A 24,867-nucleotide genomic window follows, 5' to 3' on the forward strand; every position below is an offset into this window, starting at 1 on the left:
CGAGCAAGCTTTGCTCCCACCCGCTTGCTCCCACATTTTTTGACTGCGCTTAACCCGGTGTCCGGTTACGCCGGGTCTCGATGATGTTCGGCAACTGGGAGATCCGCCCCAACAACCGTCCCAGCGCATCCAGCCCCGGAATCTCGATGGTCAGGGACATCAGCGCGGTGTTGTCTTCCTTGTTCGAGCGGGTGTTGACCGCCAACACGTTGATGCGCTCGTTCAGCAGCACCTGGGACACGTCACGCAGCAGCCCGGAGCGGTCGTAGGCGCGAATGACGATGTCCACCGGATAGGTGAGCACCGGCACCGGCCCCCAGCTGACCTGGATGATCCGCTCGGGTTCGCGACCGGCCAGTTGCAACACCGAGGCACAGTCCTGGCGGTGAATGCTCACGCCACGCCCCTGAGTGATGTAGCCGACGATCGCATCCCCCGGCAACGGCTGGCAGCAGCCCGCCATCTGGGTCATCAGGTTGCCCACGCCCTGGATCTGGATATCGCCGCGCTTGCCCGGTTTGTAGCCGGTGGCCTTGCGCGGGATCAGCTCCAGTTGTTCGTTGCCACGCTCCGGCTCCACCAGTTGCTGGGCCAGGTTGACCAGTTGCGCCAGGCGCAGGTCGCCGGCCCCGAGGGCGGCAAACATGTCCTCGGCGGTTTTCATGTTGGCCTTTTCGGCCAGCTTGTCGAAATCCACCTGCGGCAGACCCAGGCGACTGAGTTCGCGCTCGATCAGGGTCTTGCCGGCGGCGACGTTCTGGTCGCGGGCCTGCAACTTGAACCAATGGACGATTTTCGCCCGCGCCCGGGAGGTGGTGATGTAGCCCAGGTTCGGGTTCAGCCAGTCGCGGCTCGGCGTGCCGTGCTTGCTGGTGATGATCTCGACCTGCTCACCGGTCTGCAGGCTGTAGTTGAGCGGCACGATCCGCCCGTTGATCTTGGCACCACGGCAGTTGTGGCCGATCTCGGTGTGGACCCGGTAGGCGAAGTCCAGCGGCGTCGCGCCCTTGGGCAGGTCGATGGCATGGCCGTCAGGAGTGAAGATATAGACCCGGTCCGGCTCGATATCCACCCGCAGCTGTTCCGCCAAGCCACCGATGTCGCCCAGTTCCTCATGCCATTCGAGCACCTGGCGCAGCCAGGAGATTTTCTCTTCGTAGTGGTTGGACCCGGACTTGACGTCGGTGCCCTTGTATTTCCAGTGGGCGCAGACACCCAGCTCGGCTTCCTCGTGCATGGCGTGGGTGCGGATCTGCACTTCCAGCACCTTGCCCTCGGGACCGATCACCGCGGTGTGCAGCGAGCGATAGCCATTTTCCTTGGGGTTGGCGATGTAGTCGTCGAATTCCTTCGGAATGTGCCGCCACAAGGTATGGACGATCCCCAGCGCGGTGTAGCAGTCGCGCATTTCCGGGACCAGCACGCGAACGGCGCGCACGTCATAGATCTGGCTGAACTCCAGCCCCTTGCGCTGCATTTTGCGCCAGATCGAATAGATGTGCTTGGCCCGGCCGCTGATGTCGGCCTCCACGCCCGTGGCCTGCAGTTCTTCCCGCAGTTGGGTCATCACGTCGGTGATGAAGCGCTCGCGGTCCAGGCGCCGCTCATGCAGCAGTTTGGCGATCTGCTTGTACTGATCCGGCTCCAGGTAGCGGAAGGACAAATCCTCCAGCTCCCACTTGATATGACCGATGCCCAAACGGTGAGCCAGGGGGCATAGATGTCGAACACTTCCCGGGCGACACGATTGCGTTTTTCGTCGTCGGCGGCTTTCACCGCGCGGATCGCGCAAGTGCGCTCGGCCAGCTTGATCAGCGCGACGCGCACGTCGTCGACCATGGCCACGAGCATCTTGCGCAGGTTTTCCACCTGGCCCTGGGTACCCAGGACCATGGAATGACGCGGGCTGAGGCTGGCGCTGATGGCCGCCATGCGCAGCACGCCATCGATCAGCTTGGCGACCACCGCGCCGAAGCGCTGGCTGACCACCGACAGCTGGATCTGGCCTTCGCGCACGCCACGATACAGCACGGCAGCCACCAGCGAATCCTGGTCGAGCTTGAGGTCGGCGAGGATCTCGGCGATCTCCAGGCCCGTCTGGAAACTCGACGTGCCTTCGGACCAGAGGTTCTTCGCCGCGTTGTGTTGCTGTTCCGCCTCACGAGCGAACTCGCAGGCTTCCTTCAAGGCTTCGCGATCCAGTGCCATGTCGATACTGACCGCGTGATCGAGCCAAGCCTCGAGATTGATACTGCCGTCGGTGTTGATCGGCTGGTGTGCTCTCACCTGTACCATCTTTGCTTACCTTCCCTACGACGCAGATTCAATGCGTCAACATCGCTGACCTTCGTTGCCCGTGTTTCCGCCCAGGACTGTGGCGGGGTGACACGAACGGGTCAGTCGGACAAGCCATCCTGGCTCGCTTCAAATAACGCCATGGCCTCGACATGCGCCGTTTGAGGAAACATATCGAGAATCCCGGCACGTTTTAACCGGTAGCCCTGCTTGATCAATTCGACCGTATCCCGGGCCAAAGTTGCCGGGTTGCACGATACATAAACCAACCGTTTGGCGCCCAGGGACGCCAGCTTGCGCACCACCTCGAAAGCACCGTCACGGGGTGGGTCCAAGAGTACCGCAGAAAAGCCTTCGCCGATCCACTCGGCACCCGCCAGTGGCTGGGATAAATCGGCCTGAAAAAAGGCAGTGTTATTCAAATTATTGCTGACGGCATTGGCCGCCGCCCGATCCACCATGGTCTGCACGCCTTCCACGGCCACCACCTCACGCACGCACCGCGCCAACGGCAAGGCAAAGTTGCCCAGGCCGCAGAACAGGTCCAGCACCCGCTCCTCGGATCGCGGCGCCAGCCATTGCAGGGCCTGGGCGATCATCGCCTCGTTGACCCCGGCGTTCACCTGGATGAAATCCCCCGGCCGATAAGCCAGGTCCAGGTCCCAGGTGTCCAGGCGATAACCCAAGGTCAATCCAGCTTCGACCGGTTGCGGCTCACCTTCGCCGTGCAGCCACAGTTGGGCGCCATGGAATGCGCAGAAATCCTTGAGGATCGTCAGGTCGGCTTCCGACAGCGGCGTCATGTGCCGCAGCAATACCGCCAGGGACGAGCCGGCGAACAATTCCACATGGCCCAGCGCCTGGGGTTTGCTCAAGCGGCGGAGCATGTCCGGCAAGCGGCTCATGATCGGTTGCAAAGGCTGTACCAGCACCGGGCAGTCGCCGATGGCGACGATGTCCTGGCTGCCGACGGCACGGAATCCGACCTCAAGTTTCTTCGCTTTCTGGTCCCAGCGTACCGCCACGCGGGCGCGGCGCCGGTAAGCGAATTCCGGCCCGCTCAGCGGCGCGGCCCATTCGTCCGGCGCCACACCGGCGACCCGCGACAATTGCTCGGCGAGCATGCGCTGTTTCAGGGCGAGCTGTTCGTCGTGGGGCAGGTGTTGAACGCTGCAACCGCCACATCGACCGGCATGAATGCACGGCGCAGCGCGGCGCAGTTCACTGGCCTGAAACACCCGCTCGGTGCGTGCCTCGACCACCTTGCCATGGGCACCCAGCACCCGCGCCTCGACCTCTTCGCCGGCCAGGGCGCCGATGACGAACCAGGTGCGCCCGTCGACAAAAGCGATGCCCCGGCCATCATTGGCCAGGCGCTCGATGGTCAGACGCTGTTTCTTGCCGGTCGGCACTTGTGGGGCCCGGCTTCCGCCGCTGGGCTGGAAGCGCAAGCCTCTTTCATGCTTGGCCATCAGTTGGGCGCGTCGAAAATGCCGGTGGACAGGTAGCGGTCGCCGCGGTCGCAGATGATCGCGACGATCACCGCGTTTTCAACTTCCTTCGACAAACGCAGCATGCCCGCCACGGCACCACCGGACGACACGCCGCAGAAAATACCTTCTTCGCGGGCCAGGCGACGGGTCACGTCCTCGGCTTCGCTCTGGGCCATGTCGATGATGCGGTCCACACGGTCAGCCTGGTAGATCTTCGGCAGATACTCCTCGGGCCAGCGACGAATGCCGGGGATGGACGCGCCTTCCATCGGTTGCAGGCCGATGATCTGCACGTTTGGATTCTGTTCTTTCAGATAGCGCGAAGTGCCCATGATGGTCCCGGTGGTGCCCATCGAGCTGACGAAATGGGTGATGGTGCCGTCGGTCTGGCGCCAGATCTCGGGGCCGGTGCTGGTGTAGTGGGCCTCGGGATTGTCGCCGTTGGCGAATTGGTCGAGCACCTTGCCGCGCCCCTCGGCCTGCATCCGCTCGGCCAGGTCACGGGCGCCCTCCATGCCTTCGTCCTTGGTGACGAGGATCAACTCGGCGCCGTAGGCGGTCATCGCCGCCTTGCGCTCGGCGCTGGAATTGTCAGGCATGATCAGGATCATCTTGTAGCCCTTGATCGCCGCCGCCATCGCCAGGGCAATCCCGGTGTTGCCGGAGGTCGCCTCGATCAGCGTGTCACCGGGCTGGATCTGCCCGCGCAACTCGCCACGGGTGATCATCGACAGCGCCGGCCGGTCCTTGACCGAACCCGCCGGGTTGTTCCCTTCGAGCTTGAGCAAAAGCGTGTTGCTGGTCACGCCGGGCAGGCGCTGCAAACGAACCAGCGGGGTGTTGCCGACGCAATCGGCGATGGTGGGGTATTGCACAGTCATGGCGTATTCGCAATCCGGGCTGCGGGGGCGCCTATCATACCGGCAAACCCTGCCCGGCCATATCACGCAAAGTGCGGAGGTTATGGCTTAAAGGAATAAGCGAGGCATAAGCCGAGGGCACTGCTTTTGAAGTAATCCCTTTCCTACACAGCCGAGAGTTCAGATCATGCATGCATACCCGATGTAAGCACCGTCTGTCAGCATTCCTTCCGCCTGCTTGTGGGTTCGTTCTTTTTTACATGGAGAGCAAGCATCCAAGGCTATCTAGCTTTGGATCGTGTTTCTTTACAGTTGTAGCGCTAAACGTACGAGCAGGATGCAAGGAAATAACGATGGTCAACGTTTGGTCGAAACAAAGAGATCTGCAGCCCAGCGCCCGGCTGGCCTGCGGGCAACGCTTGCGCAACCTATTGGAAGAGTACGACATCACCCCCTCGGCTTTTGCTGAGGTGCTGCGTATCAGTCCTCAATCCCTGACGAATTGGAGCAGGCGGGGTGTACCACGATTGCGGATGGCGCAATTGGCACGTTTGCTGAGTGTCAGTGAAGTGTGGCTGGCAACTGGAAGGGGCGAACGGACACGTGACGTACATCGGGAAGTAGAACAGGATCAAACAGGTTAGCGGGATTAAGAGTGGAGCGTAGCTTCGACGAAAGTACCCTCTCAACTTGCGTCGCCTATTGGAACGCGAGTTGGCTACAGGCACCTCCGAGCTGCAATCAATTTTCTAGTTAGGTACTCCTGCGCCAAGGCATGTGAGATCAACACTTAAAACCTTCGGGATTGCTTCATAAGCACTTCATGAATTCTGTGCGCTCCCGACACCTTCCTGGAGCCCATTTGACATGATTTGCCCCCAACACCAAAGTCGAACAAGTCCATCTCTCCCTCCAAACCGATCGACGTTCGAAAATCCATTGACGGCGCGGGTGGGCCGGTCGAACTGAGTGTAGGTCGCCGCAGTTGATCGGAAGAAGAATTTGAATGTTCAGCGATATGCCTAAAGGCTTCACGGTGAGTGCCCAGCCCATAGATGATCGAGAAACTGCCTGGAGCCTTCTGCGCGCCCATATCAAGCACTGGCGCGGTGCCACGAGCGTCAAACTACGAAATCCCGTCAATCTGGAGCTGCATGTCTCAGTGTATAAATAAATGCTCTCTCTACGCTTTGACTGGGAGGAGTCGTGAAACGCCTGGTTTTTGGGACCGTTTCGCGCCCCGGCGAGAGCAAGCTCCCCTGCAATAGGGTCCACGCTCGATGATCTACGGAGCGTTACCTGTCCCAAAGCAGCGGCAAGACGACAGGAGCGTATCCGAACGGGACGAGTTATAAGACGTAGCCTGCCTGCAACCTCCTTCATATTCGCTCCATCTAACTATTACCCCCGTCACCTTCTGTAGTACTTCTTACCCTGCAAGGAACGTCATTTCCTCGCTCCATATAAAAATCTGTAGGAATACAATTTTTTATCGGATATTTCCGGCGACTAATCGAGACATCCATGAACTAGCAAATTTTCAAACACACCGATAACATCACTATCCAACAACAAAAAAAATCCAACCAAGGAACAACCAATTGAACAAGAACACTAAAGACTTAACAAAACGAGAGCATGAAGTCCTACAACTGCTTTTACTAGGTGAAACAAACAAAAAAATAGCCTTAATGCTCGGCATTAGCGATTTCACAGTGCGAGAATACGTTTCTTCAATTTTACGAAAAAAAGGGGTAAAATCTAGAGCGAAGCTATTTGCAGAGAAATTTAAAAAAAATTGAAATCGTCACACATCCTTCAAACTCGCGTGTTACCCCAACGACATGGACAACACTCCTGCTTCCAAATCAATACCAAATACCCCTCAACAAAAGAGCTAGACTCCCATGAATGAATATTTAAAACATGTTTATTTTTTTCAATAAAAAAATCTTTCACTCCAAACCAAACTTCCAAGCCACCCATTAAGTATAAATCATGACAAAGAACCGCTCTCGCACCCAGCGCAATCAAATAACCTCAACCAATTTAAATATGCAGTTTTACAAGCCAACTTCAGCGAACGCCTGATCAAATGACATCACTCTAATTTATGGCTAAAGCAAGCATCTTCTCTACCCAACCAAAGTGATCCACACCTCTTAGGACATGCCAACAAGACAGAACTAAATCACAACCAGAGACCAGCCAACTCACAAGCCAAACGTAAAAACTAAAAGATAGGAAATAAATATACCCACAATAAAAGCATCTAAAAACATGCAACAAAGAAGCTCACGAAAAACACATAAATTAAACCTCCTCCCAGCCGACTACATCCAATACCCCAGAATAAAAATCAATAGCTTTAAGCACTTCCGGATTTTGCGCGGCCAACCTCAGCAAACACTTCTCTGAATACAAATCCTGACCAGCTTGCCTTAGGATATAAAAACCACTTTCAAAATCGAACCAAATCTCTAATGACCGGCTTATCCAACATGGAACTCGAACATCATCCTCATTGTAAAATTGAAGACACGCCGCACCTACAACGTCCTCAACCAAACGACCAACATCATTATTTAAGTCCTTACCGCCGCCAACAACATCATCAATTTTATCTTCAAGTCCAGCCAAAGCAGCATCTATATGATTAACCCTGACTACATTTATTGCCATGCCAGCAACCCAATTTCGAAAACTCACTCCAACCGAATCAGCTTTACAATGTAAAAAATCAAAAAAACGATCGTAAGCTATAATCAGCTTTTTTAGTAGCGCCGGATTTATCTTCAAGATTAGAAGATCTGACTCTATGCCAAGCACCTTTTTTCTCAATAGAGCGATATATAATCGAAATCCCCAACACTCACACCCTTCCCACCCAGCGTCATTTGCAACAAACCTAGTTGAAAAATCATCAAAAGCCAGCAACTCTTTGACAATATCGGTAAACTCAAAAAAAACATCACTTTCAACTATATGTTTCAGCAAAATAACCGGAAACCCCATACGCATCGCACAATGCAATCTGCTTTGACAATCATACTCCTGCATAAACGCATTTAGCGCACCTTCCGCAATTTCATTTGCATCATCCAAACTAACAATCTTATGCTTGCTTAAGTAATAGCATATATTTCTAATGCTTTCGATAGCTAAAATATGCTCCCCAACAAATTGTTCATAGTCGACTCTATCAATTGGAATTAAATCAGAAAAAATTCGCACACTACTAAAGTCTATCCACGCCCCACTCAAGGTTAAGTTTGATGGAGTTACATTATAATGGATTATTTGTTTCGCTCTCGCAGCAGCAAACTGTTTTGCATAACGTCTTGCAAGTTCACAAAGACCTAAATTCAGTCGTTCATGCAAGGATCCTGACAAGCACTCCTCTCGATCCAAGGGTAAGAATTCAACGAGCTTTTTTATTACAACACGAACACGCCTAGCGTCATTACTCAGTGCACCGATATGTCTCTCTCTAAAATATACCGCACTAATAAAATGCGCCGGACGTACCGCAGGCATCCTAACCAACAACCCACGAAGATACGATTTATTATTAAACTCAAACTTCAACCCCGTATCTATTACAGCGACAGACCTTACCGCTCCGTAGGGAAGCGCTATATTTATAATTTCCGACCAGAGAGTTTCGTAGATGGCAGAGTTAAGGCTCATCAAGCCATTTCCATCAGCAAAATCAGCATCTTTCGCCACTAATTGGTTTGGCCCGATTCCTTTCAGTTGAAAATCACCATCAAATCCACAGCGACCACCTCCCCCATTTCTTAAAATTCCATCACCACCGTATCTTTCGGCGAAAAAAATTTTGCCGCGCTGCTCCTTCTGCTCGCCTCCACTGCCTCCCACAACATAGCTGTACCTAGAAAGAACGCCCTCTTCGTCTAGGTCAATTTTCAGGCCTTTATTAAAGAATGCGATGGAAGCACTTTCAATTTTCTCTGCCTTGAAACTCACAAAAACCTCATGCAGATCTGATAACTTTTTCATAGGTCGCTCACCAATCACTGTTCCGAACAGTACATATACCTCAACAATAAGGAGCAAAACTGATATTTTGTACCCTACACATGTAGGGGTGACCTCGACGAACATCCATGTAAACCTTCAACACCGCAGTGACGGTAGCTGGAAATCCATACCGTTCTTGCGACCTAGAGGAGACCTTGGACAGAAAGTACCAACAGCCATATATAATTCATAATGAAAGCGGAGGAAATATTGTGAAAATCCCAGCCAAACTACATACCTATTGCCGGAGTGATTACTCATCAAACAGGGCGAAACTAATAGGCTTTGCCTGCATAATCATTTGCACGAACAGTAACTACTCACTTTTTGAAATCATGAATCTGCGGCTTTGGATAGCTCCGGCTATAGACCACAAACAAATTTTATTCTTTTTCGATAAAAATGATTCACCCGTTGGGTACGTCACTTGGGCGAATTTAGCCCCAGACAGCGAAGCTAGGCTACTGAAAGATCCAAATTTTTTACTTCATGCATCTGAATGGAACGAAGGAGGTAAAACTTGGATTATTGACTTCTGCTTCCCCTCAGGGCATACAGCGGAAGCAATCAAATCTCTAAAAAAGCATTTTCAATCGCTTGGGATAGACAGGGTGTTTTGGGGTCGGCGGAACAGCGATAACTCAATCAGAAGGGTAGGAAACTTTGTTATCCCCCATCGGGAATACGCAACGCATTCGATAAATCTTAAGTAAGATGCGAACCTCCAACTCACGAATGCTGATTGCATATAAATGCCAATGTTAACAATTTGTCATAGGGTCCAATAAAGATTACCAACCCGCTTTGCGGGGTATATGTTATAGCTTCCGACTTGCAATAAAAAAAGAAGCTAAAGATTTTTTTGGACCAATACACATTAACTTTTTTCTCTGAATAACCGATGGATAGCATCGCGCATCGCAATACATCTCGCTCCACCTCAACATCCATTCTTAGCTCAGAAAGCGCTTCATCATAGTACATTTTCTTTATAACAATCGCTAAATACCCTGTCAGTCCGCTTAACACCTCCCAACCCAAAGGCCCATTCATTAGAGACATTCGACTCATAAAAATAAATACCAGTAAAATTAAAATAGAAGCCACTATAGCTCTTTCAATCAAAGCAAAAACTTTTAAAAGATCATTCGACAACTGATCTTTAAGCCTCAACCTTTTTAATTTAATTTTGGTCATACTTCAATCTCTTACCCTCTCTTTTTCAACCCACTAGATATGTCTGCAATTATTCACAGTATATCTAGCATCCTGTTCCGGAAATAAGCTGTTCACTTTTGGCGGCGTCTTGGGCGCCCGGCCGGCGTTGCCATCCTCGCCATAGCCCAGCAATGACTCGTCGCGACGCCGGACACCCAAGCCACTCGCCAAAAGAGAACGTATTTCTGAAAACAGGACACCAGTAGACAATCTAATAGTTAACTTCCCCTATTTCCGGGCACTTGGGGGAAAAAAGAGGTTCCATGAAAAGCACTTGGATTCCAAGAGTTAGCTGCGTCTTTCACAGCATTGTAAGCCGCGTCCCCTCCCAAAGCTCCCAGCCCACTCCCAACGGCCGCACCTGGCGTGCCAAGCCCGAATCGTCCCCCTATTGCTGCGCCCGCTGCCGCGCCCAAAGTGGCTCCAGCATTTCCGAAAAACGTAGAGCCCGAGTCGCCTGAGCCAGCGCCAGACACTAATAATATTTCTATAGGTGACAACTTTCTCATGGAAACTTCTCCTTTCTCTAAAAATAAAAAACTAAAGCGGCATAGTGATTACTTTCTTACTTCCTTCGAATCATTAAAAGGTTACAAAGCGCAATCCACGATAGCGATCAAATTCGATGATTTGTACCCTACACATGTAGGGGTGACCCAAACGGGCATACATGGGAATCTTTACTGCCTCGCCGCGATGCGGCCTCCTTTCCAAGAGATTCCAATTTATTGTCAGCAAGGAGTGCTCACATTGATCCAGGACACGTCGCTATTCAGAGCAGAGGCTTTGGAAGCTCAGCACACGCACTGGTTGGGCAGCATCGTCCTGATTCGTCCAGTCTCGTTCACCTTTCTCACAGTCTTCGCTACGATCCTTGCATCAATTGTAATTATTTTTTTCATATGGGGAAGTTACACCAAGCGAAGCACCGTAGTTGGACAGCTACTGCCCTCATCAGGACAAATTAAAATTTATGCTCCACAACAAGGGCGGGTACTTGAAAGCTTTATTCATGAGGGGCAGTACGTTAAGACTGGCACTCATCTTCTCACGTTGTCCAGTGAACACTATAGCGAAAATGCCAATCCGATCCAGGAAAGTATCAGCAACAGTCTCAAACAGAGAAGATTGTCCCTACTTGATGAACGGAAAAAAATAAAAATATTGCAGATCGATGAAAGAAAAAGTCTCACAACCCACTTAAGCAGCTTAAAAAATGAATTGGAGATGTTAAACAGACAAATTTTCAGTCAACAACAGCTGATTGCCTTGGCTTCCAATGCCACCAGCCGCTATTCGGGATTAATGGAAAAGGGATATATCGCCATGGATCAGCTACAGCAGCGCCAGGCAGAGTTACTCAATCATCAGCAGAAATTAAATACCCTTGAGCGTGACCGCTCCGCGATGCGACAGCAGGTAACCGAGCGCCATAACGAACTTTCTGGCTTATCCGCTCGACATGAAAATCAACTTGCCATTGTTCATAGAGCACTATCGGAAATTGACCAAGAGCTCATTGAGAGTGAGGCGCGACGCATACTGGTTATCAAGGCTCCTCAGGAAGGTGTGGTGACTGCAATTTTCGCGGAACCCGGACAAACTACAGGTACAGCCAGATCTCTTTTAAGTATTGTTCCAAATAACTCCTCATTGCAGGCCGAGCTTTATGCTCCGAGCAAATCCATTGGTTTCATTCGGGTTGGCGACAAAGTGCGCATTCGCTATCAACCCTATCCCTATCAGAAATTCGGGCAACATAACGGTACAGTTGAATCCATCTCCAAGACCTCGGTTTCTGCCGTAGAGCTTGCAAACGCGTCCGGAGAAATACCCGGGATTGGCCTGGATGGCGAACGCTATTACCGAATACGCGTCGGTCTGGACCAGCAGCATGTCCTAGCCTATGGCGAATTAAGGCCGTTGCAAACCGGTATGTTAATTGAAGCGGACATAACGCAAGAAACTCGCCATCTTTACGAATGGGTACTTGAGCCTCTTTATAGTTTGACGGGCAAGCTTTAGGAGAAATACCGTTGAATTATACGAATGCAATTTCACTCCATTGGAGGCGCCAGCTTCCGCTATTATTGCAAACCGAAACCGCTGAATGCGGCCTGGCATGTTTAGCCATGATACTCGGTTATCATGGACATAATTCAAGCCTGCATGAACTCCGAAATAAATTCCAAATCACATTAAAAGGCATGACATTAAAGCATATCATTCAAATAGCCGATCAATTGAAGCTAGGAACACGCGCCGTCAGGCTCGACATGAAAGATCTTCTACAACTTAGACTACCCTGCATTCTTCACTGGAATTTTAATCATTTTGTAGTCTTGAAGTCCATACATCAAGGTCACCTTATCCTTCACGATCCAGCACGAGGCATTCGCCACATATCACTTACCGAAAGCAGTGATTTCTTTACTGGAATAGCCCTAGAATTATGGCCAGAATTTGACTTTGAAGAAAAGAAAAAGAAGTCAAGCATCAAGCCTTCCAAAATGCTTGGGAAAACGTCAGGTCTGTATCGATCGCTATTACAAGTACTTCTACTGGCGCTCGCGCTGGAAATATTTTCTCTCGTCAGCCCGTTTCTTCTCCAGTGGACGATCGACAATGTCCTTCTCAGCGAGGATAGCGAATTACTAAAAACCCTTATATTAGGTTTTGGGTTATTATTGCTAATGCAGCAGGGAATAACAGCCATTCGTACATGGGTGTTGATTCACATGAATACGATGATTAGTGTGCAATGGCGCGCCAATGTGTTCACTCATTTATTGAGATTGCCTATTCACTTTTTTGAAAGGCGACATCTAGCGGATGTCGTATCGCGTTTTAGCGCAGTGGACCATATTCAACGAACACTTACCGCCGCTTTTTTTCCAGTATTCTTGACGGCCTGATGAGCATCGCTACATTAGCGCTGATGTTTATGTACAGTCCCACTCTAGCCTTAATTTCTCTCATCGCCATGGTGCTTTATATACTAGGCCGCTGCGTCTGGCACTCCCCTTTCCGCAGGGCAACGGAAGAACAGATAATCCACGCGGCGCGTCAGGAGGGCCACTTTTTAGAGACCGTCAGAGGTATTCGGGCGATCAAACTATTCAGACGATCCCACGAACGACGTTCCGTTTGGTTAGGGCTGTTGATCGAGCAAATTAATGCAGATATTCGTTCTCAAAAGATGCAACTTTTTTATACACAACTGAACGGTTTGCTTTTCGGCATCGAAAATCTGCTTGCGGTGTGGTTTGGCGCCAGCATGGTAATGAGTGGGCATTTTAGTGTTGGCGTATTAATAGCCTTCACCGCTTATAAGACACAATTCGTCGGTAGGGCATCAAACTTGGTAGACCTTTTTTTTGAATTGCGTGTGCTCCAGCTCCATGGTGAGCGCTTGGCCGATATTGTTCTTCATCCGCCGGAAGATAATCACGAAAAAATCAACTTAGTTACCCCCTACACATGTAGCACAAATATTGAAATAAAAAATTTGAGGTACCGCTATTCCGATCAAGAGTCTTACATTATTGACAAACTGAATTTATCTATAGCAGAGGGCGAATCGATAGCCATCACGGGCGCGTCTGGCGCTGGAAAAAGTACATTACTGAATTTGATATTAGGGATTCTCCCTCCTAGCGAAGGGCAAATCAAAATTGCTGGAATGGAAGTAAAAGACATGGGCGTTAACACCCTCCGAGACATGGTCGGCACGGTGATGCAGGATGATATCTTGTTTGCCGGCTCACTGGCGGAAAACATTTCTTTTTTCGACCAGAATGCTGATATATCCTGGATAATCCAATGCGCACAAATGGCAGCGATACATAATAGTATCCAATCAATGCCTATGGGATACAACACATTGGTTGGGGATATGGGGACGGTGCTCTCAGGCGGGCAGAAACAACGCATCCTCTTGGCTCGTGCGCTTTATAAAAGAGCTAGAATTTTATTCCTTGATGAAGCCACCAGCCATCTTGACCTGCAATGTGAGCAATTAGTCAACGATGCCATACGTTCACTAAAAATAACCCGCATAATTATCGCACATCGGCCTGAGACTATCGCGTCGGCGGACCGGGTTTTCAGACTGGAATCTGGGAAGCTAGAACCTTCTCCCATCCAAGCAAATATGGATGCGATTAAATGACGGGCTATTCCGTCTGTGCGCTGTCCATACTTACCGCGGGCATAACATTATCAGCTATAGGTGCTGAATTTGTTGCACTTAACCACGTTACATTCGCCTCTTCAAAAACAAGTTCCTATACGAGTCATCCATGCATTTTTGGAAGCACTCCAACAAAGTTGTCCCTACAGGAGAGCATAGAGCGAATACTTTGTAATGACCCAAAAACACGCTCGGCTTGGGTGCACGCAAAGGCGCAGGCCGCTCAAATCGGAGTCGGTCGATCCGCGTATTTTCCGAAGGTCACCGGCAGCATCGGCATGACTACGGGTCGGACCGTTACTGATTATGATCAGCGCAGTGAACTTTCCGGCGAGGGAAGCCGACGGCAGATATCCAATAGATTGCATTTCAGCTGGGTATTGTTCGATTTTGGACAGAGGGAAGCCGAGCTACGAAGATCCATGCAACTCTTAGTGGCTGCTAACGCCAATCAAGATGTCGTACTGCAAAAATCTTTCGCTTCCGCAGCAGAGCTTTACTATCGAGCTCTTGCCGCTCAGCGAAGCTTGATCATCTCAACAAAAGTTACATCGTTTGCAGCAGAAAACCTTGATGCCGCAGAAGCCAGGTATCATTCTGGAGCCGCGGCACTTTCTGATTTGTTGCAAGCGAAAACCGCCTTTTCCCAAGCCAGTCTGAATCAGATTCGCGATACGGGGGCACTTCGTAATACCGTAGGGATGCTTGCACTGCGTATGGGACTCTCTCCTGAGACGCCATTCGAATTGGAGGGCAATCTTATGTCGTTACCCGATGCGCAACTCATTAAGACAATTGCCGAGCTATTTCAACAGGCCCAACAAAATCACCCTGCCTTGGTAGCTGTTAGAGCCCGGATCAAAGCCGCTGAGGCGAAAATTGATGCGAGTCGCGCCGCTGGGAAACCAACCCTTTCATTGACGGCCGATATTTCCCATACCCGAATTGATCAATCCCATATGCTTAACGGCGACAGACGCGACCAAAATAGAGCCATTGGCCTGCAATTAAACATCCCTTTGTTTGATGGTTTCAGCCAAAAATATCAGATACGTAGTGATCTCGCGCATCTTGAGATAAGCAAGGAGGAGCTTCTGGAAGAAGAGTTGAAGTTGTCGCTTGAGCTTTGGGAAAATTACCAAACCCTTAGCAGTGAACTTCAGCGACTTAGCCATACAAACAAATTAATCACTCAATCACAGCAATCCCTGGAGGTGGTGCAAGGTCGCTATCGATCCGGGGTGGGTAGCATGGTTGAATTGTTGAGCGCTTTAAATGCCTACGCAAGTGCCGAAGATCAATATATTAATACCTTGACTACCTGGCATATCACACGACTACGCTTTTCTGAAAATTTGGGACTGCTTGGTTTTTGGAACTCGTATTAAACAATAATTTATCGTATAGGACCAGCATACAAACGCCTTGAGCAACTGGCGGGTAACGCTGTCAAAAATTGGTGCACATTTGGGCCGCTTTGACTTCTGGAAAACAGACTGATTCAGGTTTGAGGGCTGCTGCGCAGCCCAGCGGGAGCAAGCTCCCTCGCCACAAGAATCTCGTTCGACTGGCCTTTGTCGGCGCTCTCGCCGGCTATCAACCACAGACTCAACCGCAGCCCTCTCCCCGTATTTTCCGCCCACATCCGCCCGCCCTGGCGCTGCACCGCGTTGCGCGCGATGCTCAGGCCCAGGCCGAAACCGCCATCGCCGGGACGGGAGCCGTCGAGGCGGGTGAAAGGATCGAAGATGCGCCGCAGATCCTGCTCAGCCACCCCGCCGCCTTCGTCCTCCAGCCACAGATGCCAGAACGTGCCTTCGCGTCGGCCATCCAGGCGCACGATGCCATCGGGCGGTGAATGGCGGATGGCGTTGCGCAGGATATTTTCCAAGGCCTGGGCCAGGGTATTGAGGTTGCCCTGCACCCAACAGTCGGCCGCTACGGCGCAATGCAGTTGGCTGGCGGGCCAGCCGCTTTCGTAGCAGGCATTTTCCGTGAGCATTTCCCACAGCGCCTGGACCTGGATGGTTTCCCCAGGCAGCGGCGTACGGTCGGTGTCGAGCCAGGCCAGTTGCAATGTGTCTTCCACCAGCCGCTGCATGCCCTCGACTTCCCGGGCGACCCGCTCACGCAATGGCTCGAACGCCTGCTCGCTTTCGCTGGCGACTTGCAGGCGACTCAGAGGTGTACGCAGTTCATGGGACAGGTCGCGCAGCAATTGCTGTTGCAGGATGACGGTCGATTGCAGCCGTTCGGCCATGTGATCGAACGCACGCCCCAGCTCACCCAACTCATCGCTCCGGTCGGTCGTGCGACTGGGCAGGCGCACATTCAACTGATCGACGCGCCAGGCATTGGCCTGCTCGCGCAGTTGATTGAGCGGCACCACCAGCAAGCGATACAGGCCAACGCACAGCAACAAGGTGAACAGCCCGGGAATCACGCCATTGGTAATCACTCGCCAGAACACCCGGTATCGCCCCGGCAGGAAACGCTCGGGCAGCTCGATCACCAGGCTGCCTGCGGACGGATCATCGGGAAATGGCACCCGCAGCCACGGCCGGCCTTTGCGGTGAATGGGCCAATCGAGACCCCGTAGGAACGTCAGGCGCTCGATCTCTTTGTCCGTCAGCGGGTGCTCACTCAGGGACTGCAAGTCTGCGCCAATGACGCCGACCCAACTGGCTTCGCGCTGCTGCATGCCCTGCAACCACTGATCGACACCCGCCTGACTGCCCCCGAGCCAAGCCTGCTCGGCCTCGGCGGCATAGCGCGTGAGGGTGCCTCGGGCCTCGTCCGAGAGGAACTGGTTGCGCTGTTCCATGTAGCGGCCCCAGGACCAGCTCAACCAGATCATCAGCAGACAGAACGCTACCAGCAGACACGCGAGTTTCCAGAACAACGAATGCCGCGAGGGCAGATCAGACCATTTCATCGGCGGCACTCAAGACATACCCCTTGCCCCATACGGTGCGTACTTCCCGCGCGGTGTAGCCGATGGCCTTGAGCTTGCGGCGAATCTGGCTGACGTGCATGTCCAGGCTACGGTCGTGGGGGGCATAGCCACGCTGCAAGACGTGCTGATAAAGGAAGGCCTTGCTCAGCACTTCGTCGCCGCTGCGGTGCAGAACGTCCAGCAGGCGGTACTCGCTGCGGGTCAGCCCGGCATATTGTCCGGCGACCTGTACGTCACTGCGTTCTTCGTCGAAATCCAGCCCTTGGACCTGATGGACGGGGAATGTCGGGGCCGGACGCCGGTCCAGGGCCACCCGGCGCAGAATGGCCTCTATACGCACGTGCAGCTCAGCCATGCTGAAGGGCTTGGGCAGGTAATCGTCGGCACCGAGGCGAAAACCACTGATGCGGTCGGCTTCGGCGCCCAGGGCAGACATCAACACCACCGGGGTCGAATGGCTCTGGCGCAAACGGGTCAGCACCGCGAGCCCATCCATACCAGGCAGCAGGATGTCCATGAGCACCACGTCGAAAGCCTGGCGGCAGGCAATTTCCAACCCTTCCCGGCCGTTCTGGCACCAGGTCACGTCGAACCCGCTGCGGCCGAGTTGCTCGTGGACATAGGCGCCCAGCACGGGATCGTCTTCAATGGAGAGGATACGGGGATGAACAGCAGAAGTGGGATTCATGATTATCTGCAAATAATTCTCAGTTGCCGGATTATTCAAGATCACCCCTCTGGAGGCAACCGCCACGCATCGCGACACCGGTACAGCCAGCGTTACGGATGCACGGCGACATGAATTTTACGGAGATTGCCCGCCTGCAAATCGCTACACTGCGCAGGTATTGCGTGCCGGATGCGCGCAAAGTCGATCAGACCGCTGGATGCAGGAGACAAGTGTGCTGAAGAAACTGGGAATCAAAGGCCGCGTGTTGTTGCTGACCCTATTGCCGACCAGCCTGATGGCGCTGGTCCTGGGCGGCTATTTCACTTGGATGCAGCAATCGGACCTGCATGCCCAGTTGCTGCAGCGTGGCGAGATGATCGCCGAACAGCTTGCTCCGCTGGTCGCCCCGGCCATGAGTCGCCAGGACAGCGACCTGCTGGAGCGCATCGCCACCCAGTCCCTCGAGCAGACGGACGTGCGCGCCGTGACGTTCCTCGCCCCTGACCGCACGCCGCTGGCCCACGCCGGCCCGACCATGCTCAACCGCGCACCGGAGGGCAACAGCGCCCAGCTGCTGCAACGCACCGGCAACGACGCCACGCGCTACCTGCTGCCGGTGTTCGGCAAGCACCGCAACCTCGCCGGCGAATTGATCCCCGAAGAAGCCGACCGCTTGCTGGGCTGGGTCGAGCTGGAGTTGTCCCACAGCGGCATGTTGCTGCGCGGTTACCGCAGTCTGTTTGCCAGCCTCTTGCTGATTACCGCCGGCCTGGGACTGACCGGGTTGCTGGCCTTGCGCATGGGCCGCACGATCAACCGACCGCTGAGCCAGATCAAGCTGGCCGTGGCGCAACTCAAGGACGGTCACCTGGAAACGCGCCTGCCTCCACTGGGCAGCCAGGAACTGGATGAGCTGGCGTCGGGCATCAACCGCATGGCCGGTACCTTGCAGAACGCCCAGGAAGAATTGCAGCACAGCATCGACCAGGCCACGGAAGACGTGCGCCAGAATCTGGAAACCATCGAGATCCAGAACATCGAGCTGGACCTGGCCCGCAAGGAGGCCCTGGAGGCAAGCCGGATCAAGTCCGAATTCCTGGCGAACATGAGCCATGAAATCCGTACGCCTCTCAATGGCATCCTCGGCTTCACGCACTTGTTGCAGAAAAGCGAACTGACCCCGCGCCAGCTCGATTACCTGGGCACCATCGAAAAGTCCGCCGACAGCCTGCTGGGCATCATCAATGAGATCCTGGATTTTTCGAAGATCGAGGCCGGCAAGCTGGTGCTCGATAGCATTCCGTTCAACCTGCGGGACCTGTTGCAGGACACCCTGACCATCCTCGCCCCAGCAGCTCACGCCAAACAGCTGGAACTGGTAAGCCTGGTCTACCGCGACACCCCGTTGTCATTGGTGGGCGACCCGCTGCGACTCAAGCAGATTCTCACCAACCTGGTGAGCAACGCCATCAAGTTCACCCGCGAAGGCACCATCGTCGCCCGGGCCATGCTCGAAGACGAACACGAAGACAGCGTGCAATTGCGCATCAGCATCCAGGACACTGGCATCGGCCTGTCGAACCAGGACGTACGGGCGCTGTTCCAGGCGTTCAGCCAGGCCGACAATTCGCTGTCGCGGCAACCGGGCGGCACCGGGTTGGGCCTGGTGATTTCCAAGCGCCTGGTGGAGCAGATGGGCGGCGAGATCGGGGTCGACAGCACACCGGGCGAAGGTTCGGAGTTCTGGATCAGCCTGCGCCTGCCCAAGACCCGTGACGACGCCGAGGACCAGCCCGGCCCACCGTTGCTGGGTCGTCATGTGGCCCTGCTGGAGAACCATGAACTGGCTCGCCAGGCCTTGCAGCATCAGCTCGAAGATTGCGGCTTGCAGGTGACGCCGTTCAATACTCTGGAAAACCTGACCAATGGCGTGACCCTCGCCCACCAGACCGATCAGGCCATCGACCTGGCCGTGCTGGGCATCACCAGCAACGACATGCCGCCGGAGCGCCTCAACCAGCACATCTGGGACCTTGAGCACCTTGGCTGCAAGGTCCTGGTGCTGTGCCCGACCACCGAGCAGACGCTGTACCACCTCTCGGTGCCCAACCCCCACAGCCAGCTGCAGGCCAAGCCGGCCTGCACCCGCAAGTTGCGCCGCTCGCTGTCCGATCTGGTCAACCCGCGCCCGCCGCGCAACGAACCCAACGAGCCGGTGGCCAGCCGCGCGCCCAAGGTCCTGTGCGTGGACGACAACCCGGCCAACCTGTTGCTGGTGCAAACCCTGCTCGAAGACATGGGTGCCAAGGTGCTGGCGGTGGAAAGCGGCTATGCCGCGGTCCAGGCCGTGCAAAAGGAAACCTTCGACCTGGTCCTGATGGATGTGCAGATGCCCGGCATGGACGGTCGCCAGAGCACCGAGGCAATCCGTCAGTGGGAAAGCGAGCGCCATTGCACGCCGCTGCCGATCGTCGCCCTAACCGCCCACGCCATGGCCAACGAAAAACGCGCCCTGCTGCAAAGCGGCATGGACGACTACCTGACCAAACCCATCAGCGAGCGGCAACTGGCCCAGGTGGTGCTCAAATGGACCGGCCTGGCCCTGCGCAATCAATCCCCGGAGCGAGGCTTCGATGCCCAGGGCGGCAGTGAACTGCTGGTGCTCGATCATGAAGAAGGCCTGCGCCTGGCCGCCGGCAAGGCCGACCTGGCCGCAGACATGCTGGCGATGCTACTGGCCTCCCTGGAAGCCGACCGCGAAGCGATTCGCCAGGCCAGCGAGGCCAACGACCATAATGCCCTGATCGAGCGGGTCCATCGCCTGCATGGCGCCACACGCTACTGCGGCGTCCCGCAATTGCGCGCCGCCTGCCAGCGCAGCGAAACCTTGCTCAAGCAACAGGATCCCAAGGCCAGCATCGCCCTGGAAGACCTGGATCGCGCCATCGATAGGCTGGCCAGCGAGGCACGCATCAGCGCCTGATCCAAGGCAATAAACCCAAGCTCGATGGCGGCTAAGCTGACACGATTCAAAGTGCCAGGAGGCCGCCATGCGCGCGATTCTTTTCAGCAGCCAGACCTACGATCGAGACAGTTTCACCAAAGCCCCGCTCCCCGCCGGCCTTGAACTGCAATTCCAGCCCGCCCGCTTGAACCTGGACACCGTGGCCCTGGCCGAACGGCACGAGGTGGTGTGCGCATTCATCAACGATGACCTGAGCGCTCCAGTGCTGGAACGGCTGGCGAATGGTGGGACCCGGTTGATCGCCCTGCGCTCGGCCGGCTACAACCATGTCGACCTGACCGCCGCCAGGGGCCTGGGTTTGAGCATCGTCCGGGTTCCAGCCTATTCGCCCCATGCAGTGGCCGAACATGCGGTGGCATTGATCATGGCACTCAATCGCTGCCTGCACCGGGCCTATAACCGCACCCGCGACGGCAACTTCAGCCTCCATGGCCTGACCGGATTCGACCTGGTGGGCAAGACGGTCGGGGTGGTCGGCACCGGACAGATCGGCGCGACGTTCGCGCGGATCATGGCCGGTTTCGGTTGCCGCTTGCTGGCTTGCGACCCCTACCCCAACCCTCAGGTCGAAGCCCTGGGGGCTCGCTACCTGCCCCTGGCCGATCTGCTGGCGCAAGCGCAGATCATCAGCCTGCACTGCCCGCTGAACGAACACAGTCGGCACCTGATCAATGCCGATTCGCTGGCGACGATGCAGCCCGGCGCCATGCTGATCAATACCGGGCGCGGCGGCCTGGTGGACACACCGGCCCTGATCGAAGCGCTGAAAAGCGGCCAGTTGGGCTATCTGGGGCTGGATGTCTACGAGGAAGAGGCCCAGCTGTTTTTCAAGGACCGCTCCGACCAACCCTTACAGGACGACGTGCTGGCGCGGCTGCTGACCTTTCCAAACGTGGTGGTCACCGCGCACCAGGCGTTCCTGACCCATGAAGCGCTGGATGCAATCGCCGCGACCACCCTGGACAACATCGCCGCCTGGGCGAACGGCACGCCGCAGAATCTGGTGAACGGCTAAAGCCAACTCCAACACCAGCCCCCTGTGGGAGCGAGCCTGCTCGCGATAGCGGCAGATCAGTCGGCACTGATGTCAGCGCGAGCAGGCTCGCTCCCACAAGTAGAGGGGTATTCGTCGCATCCGGGCCATCGCCACCCATGCCGCGTGCTAGCATGTCGCGCCTATTTTGGAGGACCCATGGCCGAGCACGATTTCCGCTACACCCTGATGAACCCGCAGCACACCCTGACCGAAGTCCGCGCACTGGCGCCGGGCCGCTACCAGGTCACCGGCAACGGCGGTTCGATCCAGGCCAACGATGTTCTGCTGGTCACCCTCAAGGGCAGCAAGGATTTGTCCATGCGCCTGACCGTGGACACCGTTCGCCACCTGCTCAAGCCCATGGGCCAATGGACCGCCATGACCACCGGCCCGGTGTTCGGCGAGTTGGCAATCCACACCTGGCAGGTCAATTGCGACGGTTGCGCCAAGGAACTGAGCTTCGAGTTTGCTGTTGACGCCAAGCTCGGCGTCAAGGCCCAGAAACCCGCCGCCAGCGCGCGCATCGCCGAGTTGGGCTGGACCACCGTGGGTGAAAAACACCTGTGTCCGACGTGCCGGGAAGCCGCCTGATGAAACGTCTGGCCCTGTCCGCGTTGATCGGCATGAGCCTGATGGGCTGTGCCGCCGAACCTGTACAGTTGCAACAGAACCGCAGCTACATTCTTGAATGGATCGGTGAACGGCCGTTGATGGACTACAGCCACCTGACCATCACCCTGGGGGAAGATGGCCGGGCTTATGGCAATGCCGGCTGCAATCACTGGTTCGCCCCCTATACCCTGGAAGGCCACCGTCTGAGCTTCGGCAAGATCGGCAGCACCCGCAAACTCTGCGGGCCGGCGGTGATGGAGCAGGAGTCGCGGTTTTTGCAGGCGCTGGAAAAGGTCGAACGCTGGGACATCTCGCCCATCGAGCAGGTACGCTTCTGGCCGGCCCAGGGCAAGCCGCTGCGGTGGTGGCTGGAAGAGGGTTGAGGCCCTCAACCGTGAACCAGTGGCGAGGGGATTTATCCCCTCGCCACAACAGCCCTCACAACCTCCTCATCACAAAGTGCTATTTAAGCGCCTGCAACGCCTCAAGCTTCGCCATCACCCCCGCCGCCGTCTGCTCGCCCAGCAATTGCTCGCGCACCTTGCCCTCGTTGTCGATGATGTAGGTCACCGGCAACCCTTCGCTGCGCGGCAGGTCGAAGATCTCGGCCGGATCCCGGGCCAGCACGGTGAACCGGATACCCATCTTGTCGCTGGCGCTCTTGAGCTCCTCGCCTTGCACCTGATCGAAATTGACTCCGAACACACCGACACCGCGTCCCTTGAGCTGTTCGGCCAAGGCATTGAGTTCCGGGATCTCGGTGCGGCACGGCGCGCACCATTCGGCCCAGTAGTTGATGACCAGCCACTGCTTGTCCAGCCGTTGCGAGGCAATCGCCTGGCCGTTCTGGTCGACTCCGTAGTCGTTTCCGCAACCGGCGAGCAACAGAATGCCAATAAATGCCAGTGCCGCCGTCAATCGCCTTGCCATGTGCCAATCCTTGTCTGAATGTGAACGCTGCCACGACCCATCGTGGCACAGTAGAATAGCCGCCACCTTACGCAAGATGCGACCCGCTCATGACCGATCTGACGCTTTATCACAACCCGCGCTGCTCTAAATCCCGCGGTGCGCTGGAACTGTTGGAGGCCCGCGGCCTGACGCCCACCGTGGTCCGCTACCTGGAGACGCCGCTCGATGCAGCGCAGCTCGAACGGTTGCTGGGCAAGCTCGGCATCACGGCCCGGCAACTGCTGCGTACCGGCGAAGACGAATACACCAGCCTGAACCTGGCCGACGAAAGCCTGAGCCAGGCGCAATTGATCGCCGCCATTGCCGCCCACCCGAAACTGATGGAACGGCCGATTCTCGAAACCGCCGACAAAGCCGTGATCGGCCGTCCGCCAGAGAAAATCCTGGAGATCCTGCCGTGAGCACACCGTACATCCTGGTGTTGTATTACAGCCGCAGTGGCTCCACTAACGAAATGGCCCGGCAGATCGCCCGCGGCATCGAACAGGCCGGGCTGGAAGCCAGGTTGCGCACGGTGCCGGCGATTTCCACCGAGTGCGAAGCGGTGGCCCCGGACATCCCCGAGCAGGGTCCGCTGTACGCCACCCTCGACGATCTGAAGAATTGTGCCGGCCTGGCCCTGGGCAGCCCGACCCGTTTCGGCAACATGGCCGCGCCGCTCAAGTACTTTCTCGACGGCACCAGCAACCTGTGGCTGACCGGTGCCCTGGTGGGCAAGCCGGCTGGGGTGTTCACCTCCACCGCGAGCCTGCACGGCGGCCAGGAAACCACCCTGCTGTCGATGATGCTGCCGCTGTTGCACCACGGCATGCTGATCACCGGCCTGCCCTACAGCGAGTCGGCCCTGATCGATACCGAGGGCGGCGGCACGCCTTACGGGCCGAGCCATCACGCCGGGAGTGACGGTAAAAGCGGCTTGAACGAGCATGAAGTCGCCCTGTGCCGGGCCCTGGGTTCGCGCCTGGCGAAAACCGCACAATTGCTGGAGAGCGGCCGTGGCTAAAAAGCCGAAGATCCTGCCCTCCATCCAATGGCTGGAGCCGCGCGTACGCATCGCCCGCGTCCTCAGTCTGCTGTGTTTTTTCGGCCTGGTGGGGGTGCTCAGCGTGTATTACCTGCTGATCGCCGATCTGCACGGCGCACGGCCCTGGGTGATCCTGCTGATCGAGTTGGTGCCACTTTTGATATTGGCACCCGGGATGCTCACCGGCAGTGCTCGCGGCCATTCATGGATGTGCTTCGTGGTGAACCTGTATTTCATCAAGGGCGCATTGGCGGCCTATGACCCGAACCGGCAACTGTTCGGCGTGTTGGAGATGCTGGCGAGCGTGGCGGTGTTCTGTTCGGCGTTGTTGTATGTGCGCTGGCGGTTTCAGTTGAACCGGCGGTTGGCTGGCGAGGGAGACATCTCCGTCGCCTGATAGACCGCTATCGCGAGCAGGCTCGCTCCCACACTGGATTTATGAACACCGAAAATCCCCTGTGGGAGCGAGC

At 55.3% G+C, this 24,867-nt stretch carries 20 protein-coding genes and 2 pseudogenes; 14 read left to right on the top strand and 8 right to left on the bottom strand.

Annotation, left to right across the window (positions count from 1 at the left end):
• Window positions 1–49: 49 nt before the first annotated feature.
• From relA to cysM, 3 genes and pseudogenes are all read right to left on the bottom strand, one after another.
• Window positions 50–2,295: pseudogene (relA, locus tag PCOSP_RS21945) on the bottom strand (GTP diphosphokinase).
• Window positions 2,296–2,396: 101 nt separating this feature from the next.
• The gene (rlmD, locus tag PCOSP_RS21950; RefSeq protein ID WP_139647935.1) at window positions 2,397–3,767 is read right to left on the bottom strand and encodes a 23S rRNA (uracil(1939)-C(5))-methyltransferase RlmD; all 1,371 of its coding nucleotides are present in this window, start codon (window positions 3,765–3,767) and stop codon (window positions 2,397–2,399) included.
• A complete protein-coding gene (gene cysM / locus PCOSP_RS21955) occupies window positions 3,767–4,669 on the bottom strand; it encodes a cysteine synthase CysM (protein WP_041020218.1) in 903 nt (300 codons plus the stop codon). Before cysM ends, rlmD begins: the two co-directional genes overlap by 1 nt.
• A gap of 332 nt (window positions 4,670–5,001) precedes the next feature.
• Here cysM and PCOSP_RS21960 point away from each other — a divergent pair, with 332 nt between their 5' ends.
• The 3 genes from PCOSP_RS21960 to PCOSP_RS21970 all read left to right on the top strand — a co-directional run bounded on the left by PCOSP_RS21960 (window position 5,002) and on the right by PCOSP_RS21970 (window position 6,450).
• Window positions 5,002–5,292, top strand: coding sequence for a helix-turn-helix domain-containing protein (locus PCOSP_RS21960; RefSeq protein ID WP_175385804.1), 291 nt, complete (start codon window positions 5,002–5,004; stop codon window positions 5,290–5,292).
• A 362-nt stretch (window positions 5,293–5,654) separates the two neighbouring features.
• The gene (locus tag PCOSP_RS21965; RefSeq protein WP_464709519.1) at window positions 5,655–5,822 is read left to right on the top strand and encodes a hypothetical protein; all 168 of its coding nucleotides are present in this window, start codon (window positions 5,655–5,657) and stop codon (window positions 5,820–5,822) included.
• Window positions 5,823–6,249: 427 nt separating this feature from the next.
• Window positions 6,250–6,450 carry a response regulator transcription factor gene (locus PCOSP_RS21970; RefSeq protein WP_175385803.1) on the top strand — a complete coding sequence of 67 codons (201 nt, stop codon included), beginning with the start codon at window positions 6,250–6,252 and terminating at the stop codon, window positions 6,448–6,450.
• A gap of 511 nt (window positions 6,451–6,961) precedes the next feature.
• On the opposite strand, the gene PCOSP_RS21975 is transcribed toward PCOSP_RS21970, so the two are convergent.
• Window positions 6,962–8,671: a hypothetical protein gene (locus PCOSP_RS21975; RefSeq protein WP_464709520.1), complete on the bottom strand. Its 1,710-nt coding sequence runs from the start codon at window positions 8,669–8,671 to the stop codon at window positions 6,962–6,964.
• A 233-nt stretch (window positions 8,672–8,904) separates the two neighbouring features.
• Here PCOSP_RS21975 and PCOSP_RS21980 point away from each other — a divergent pair, with 233 nt between their 5' ends.
• On the top strand, window positions 8,905–9,405 hold the full coding sequence (locus PCOSP_RS21980; RefSeq protein ID WP_434010955.1) for a toxin-activating lysine-acyltransferase: 501 nt from the start codon (window positions 8,905–8,907) through the stop codon (window positions 9,403–9,405).
• A 16-nt stretch (window positions 9,406–9,421) separates the two neighbouring features.
• Here the strand turns inward: PCOSP_RS21980 and PCOSP_RS21985 are convergent, their stop codons facing one another.
• A complete protein-coding gene (locus PCOSP_RS21985) occupies window positions 9,422–9,889 on the bottom strand; it encodes a hypothetical protein (RefSeq protein WP_464709522.1) in 468 nt (155 codons plus the stop codon).
• Window positions 9,890–10,417: 528 nt separating this feature from the next.
• Between PCOSP_RS21985 and PCOSP_RS21990 the strand changes: the two genes are divergently transcribed.
• The 3 genes and pseudogenes from PCOSP_RS21990 to PCOSP_RS22000 all read left to right on the top strand — a co-directional run bounded on the left by PCOSP_RS21990 (window position 10,418) and on the right by PCOSP_RS22000 (window position 15,490).
• Complete coding sequence (locus PCOSP_RS21990) at window positions 10,418–11,935, top strand: HlyD family secretion protein (protein WP_241801870.1); 1,518 nt, start codon at window positions 10,418–10,420, stop codon at window positions 11,933–11,935.
• An 11-nt stretch (window positions 11,936–11,946) separates the two neighbouring features.
• Window positions 11,947–14,081: pseudogene (locus PCOSP_RS21995) on the top strand (peptidase domain-containing ABC transporter).
• On the top strand, window positions 14,078–15,490 hold the full coding sequence (locus PCOSP_RS22000) for a TolC family protein (RefSeq protein WP_464709523.1): 1,413 nt from the start codon (window positions 14,078–14,080) through the stop codon (window positions 15,488–15,490). The pseudogene PCOSP_RS21995 and the gene PCOSP_RS22000 overlap by 4 nt, the downstream one beginning before the upstream one ends.
• A 113-nt stretch (window positions 15,491–15,603) precedes the next feature.
• Here PCOSP_RS22000 and PCOSP_RS22005 read toward each other — a convergent pair whose 3' ends face one another.
• Window positions 15,604–17,037 carry a sensor histidine kinase gene (locus PCOSP_RS22005; RefSeq protein WP_175385797.1) on the bottom strand — a complete coding sequence of 478 codons (1,434 nt, stop codon included), beginning with the start codon at window positions 17,035–17,037 and terminating at the stop codon, window positions 15,604–15,606.
• Entirely contained in the window at window positions 17,024–17,746 is a 723-nt protein-coding gene (locus PCOSP_RS22010) for a response regulator transcription factor (protein ID WP_139647931.1), read from the bottom strand. Before PCOSP_RS22010 ends, PCOSP_RS22005 begins: the two co-directional genes overlap by 14 nt.
• 214 nt (window positions 17,747–17,960) lie before the next feature.
• Between PCOSP_RS22010 and PCOSP_RS22015 the strand changes: the two genes are divergently transcribed.
• The 4 genes from PCOSP_RS22015 to PCOSP_RS22030 all read left to right on the top strand — a co-directional run bounded on the left by PCOSP_RS22015 (window position 17,961) and on the right by PCOSP_RS22030 (window position 22,784).
• A complete protein-coding gene (locus tag PCOSP_RS22015) occupies window positions 17,961–20,711 on the top strand; it encodes a response regulator (RefSeq protein ID WP_139647929.1) in 2,751 nt (916 codons plus the stop codon).
• A gap of 67 nt (window positions 20,712–20,778) precedes the next feature.
• Complete coding sequence (locus PCOSP_RS22020; protein WP_139647927.1) at window positions 20,779–21,768, top strand: 2-hydroxyacid dehydrogenase; 990 nt, start codon at window positions 20,779–20,781, stop codon at window positions 21,766–21,768.
• 177 nt (window positions 21,769–21,945) lie between these two features.
• Window positions 21,946–22,380 carry a hypothetical protein gene (locus tag PCOSP_RS22025; protein ID WP_175363121.1) on the top strand — a complete coding sequence of 145 codons (435 nt, stop codon included), beginning with the start codon at window positions 21,946–21,948 and terminating at the stop codon, window positions 22,378–22,380.
• Window positions 22,380–22,784: an META domain-containing protein gene (locus PCOSP_RS22030; protein ID WP_139647923.1), complete on the top strand. Its 405-nt coding sequence runs from the start codon at window positions 22,380–22,382 to the stop codon at window positions 22,782–22,784. Before PCOSP_RS22025 ends, PCOSP_RS22030 begins: the two co-directional genes overlap by 1 nt.
• 79 nt (window positions 22,785–22,863) lie before the next feature.
• Here the strand turns inward: PCOSP_RS22030 and PCOSP_RS22035 are convergent, their stop codons facing one another.
• The gene (locus PCOSP_RS22035) at window positions 22,864–23,331 is read right to left on the bottom strand and encodes a TlpA disulfide reductase family protein (RefSeq protein ID WP_139647911.1); all 468 of its coding nucleotides are present in this window, start codon (window positions 23,329–23,331) and stop codon (window positions 22,864–22,866) included.
• A gap of 89 nt (window positions 23,332–23,420) precedes the next feature.
• Here PCOSP_RS22035 and arsC point away from each other — a divergent pair, with 89 nt between their 5' ends.
• The 3 genes from arsC to PCOSP_RS22050 are packed head-to-tail and all read left to right on the top strand — an operon-like array spanning window position 23,421 to window position 24,794.
• Window positions 23,421–23,774: an arsenate reductase (glutaredoxin) gene (arsC, locus tag PCOSP_RS22040; RefSeq protein WP_139647909.1), complete on the top strand. Its 354-nt coding sequence runs from the start codon at window positions 23,421–23,423 to the stop codon at window positions 23,772–23,774.
• On the top strand, window positions 23,771–24,376 hold the full coding sequence (wrbA, locus tag PCOSP_RS22045; RefSeq protein WP_041020225.1) for an NAD(P)H:quinone oxidoreductase: 606 nt from the start codon (window positions 23,771–23,773) through the stop codon (window positions 24,374–24,376). Before arsC ends, wrbA begins: the two co-directional genes overlap by 4 nt.
• Window positions 24,369–24,794, top strand: coding sequence for a DUF2069 domain-containing protein (locus PCOSP_RS22050; protein WP_139647907.1), 426 nt, complete (start codon window positions 24,369–24,371; stop codon window positions 24,792–24,794). The genes wrbA and PCOSP_RS22050 overlap by 8 nt, the downstream gene beginning before the upstream one ends.
• Window positions 24,795–24,867 lie beyond the last annotated feature (73 nt).

The organism is Pseudomonas sp. MAFF 730105, from assembly GCF_055380705.1.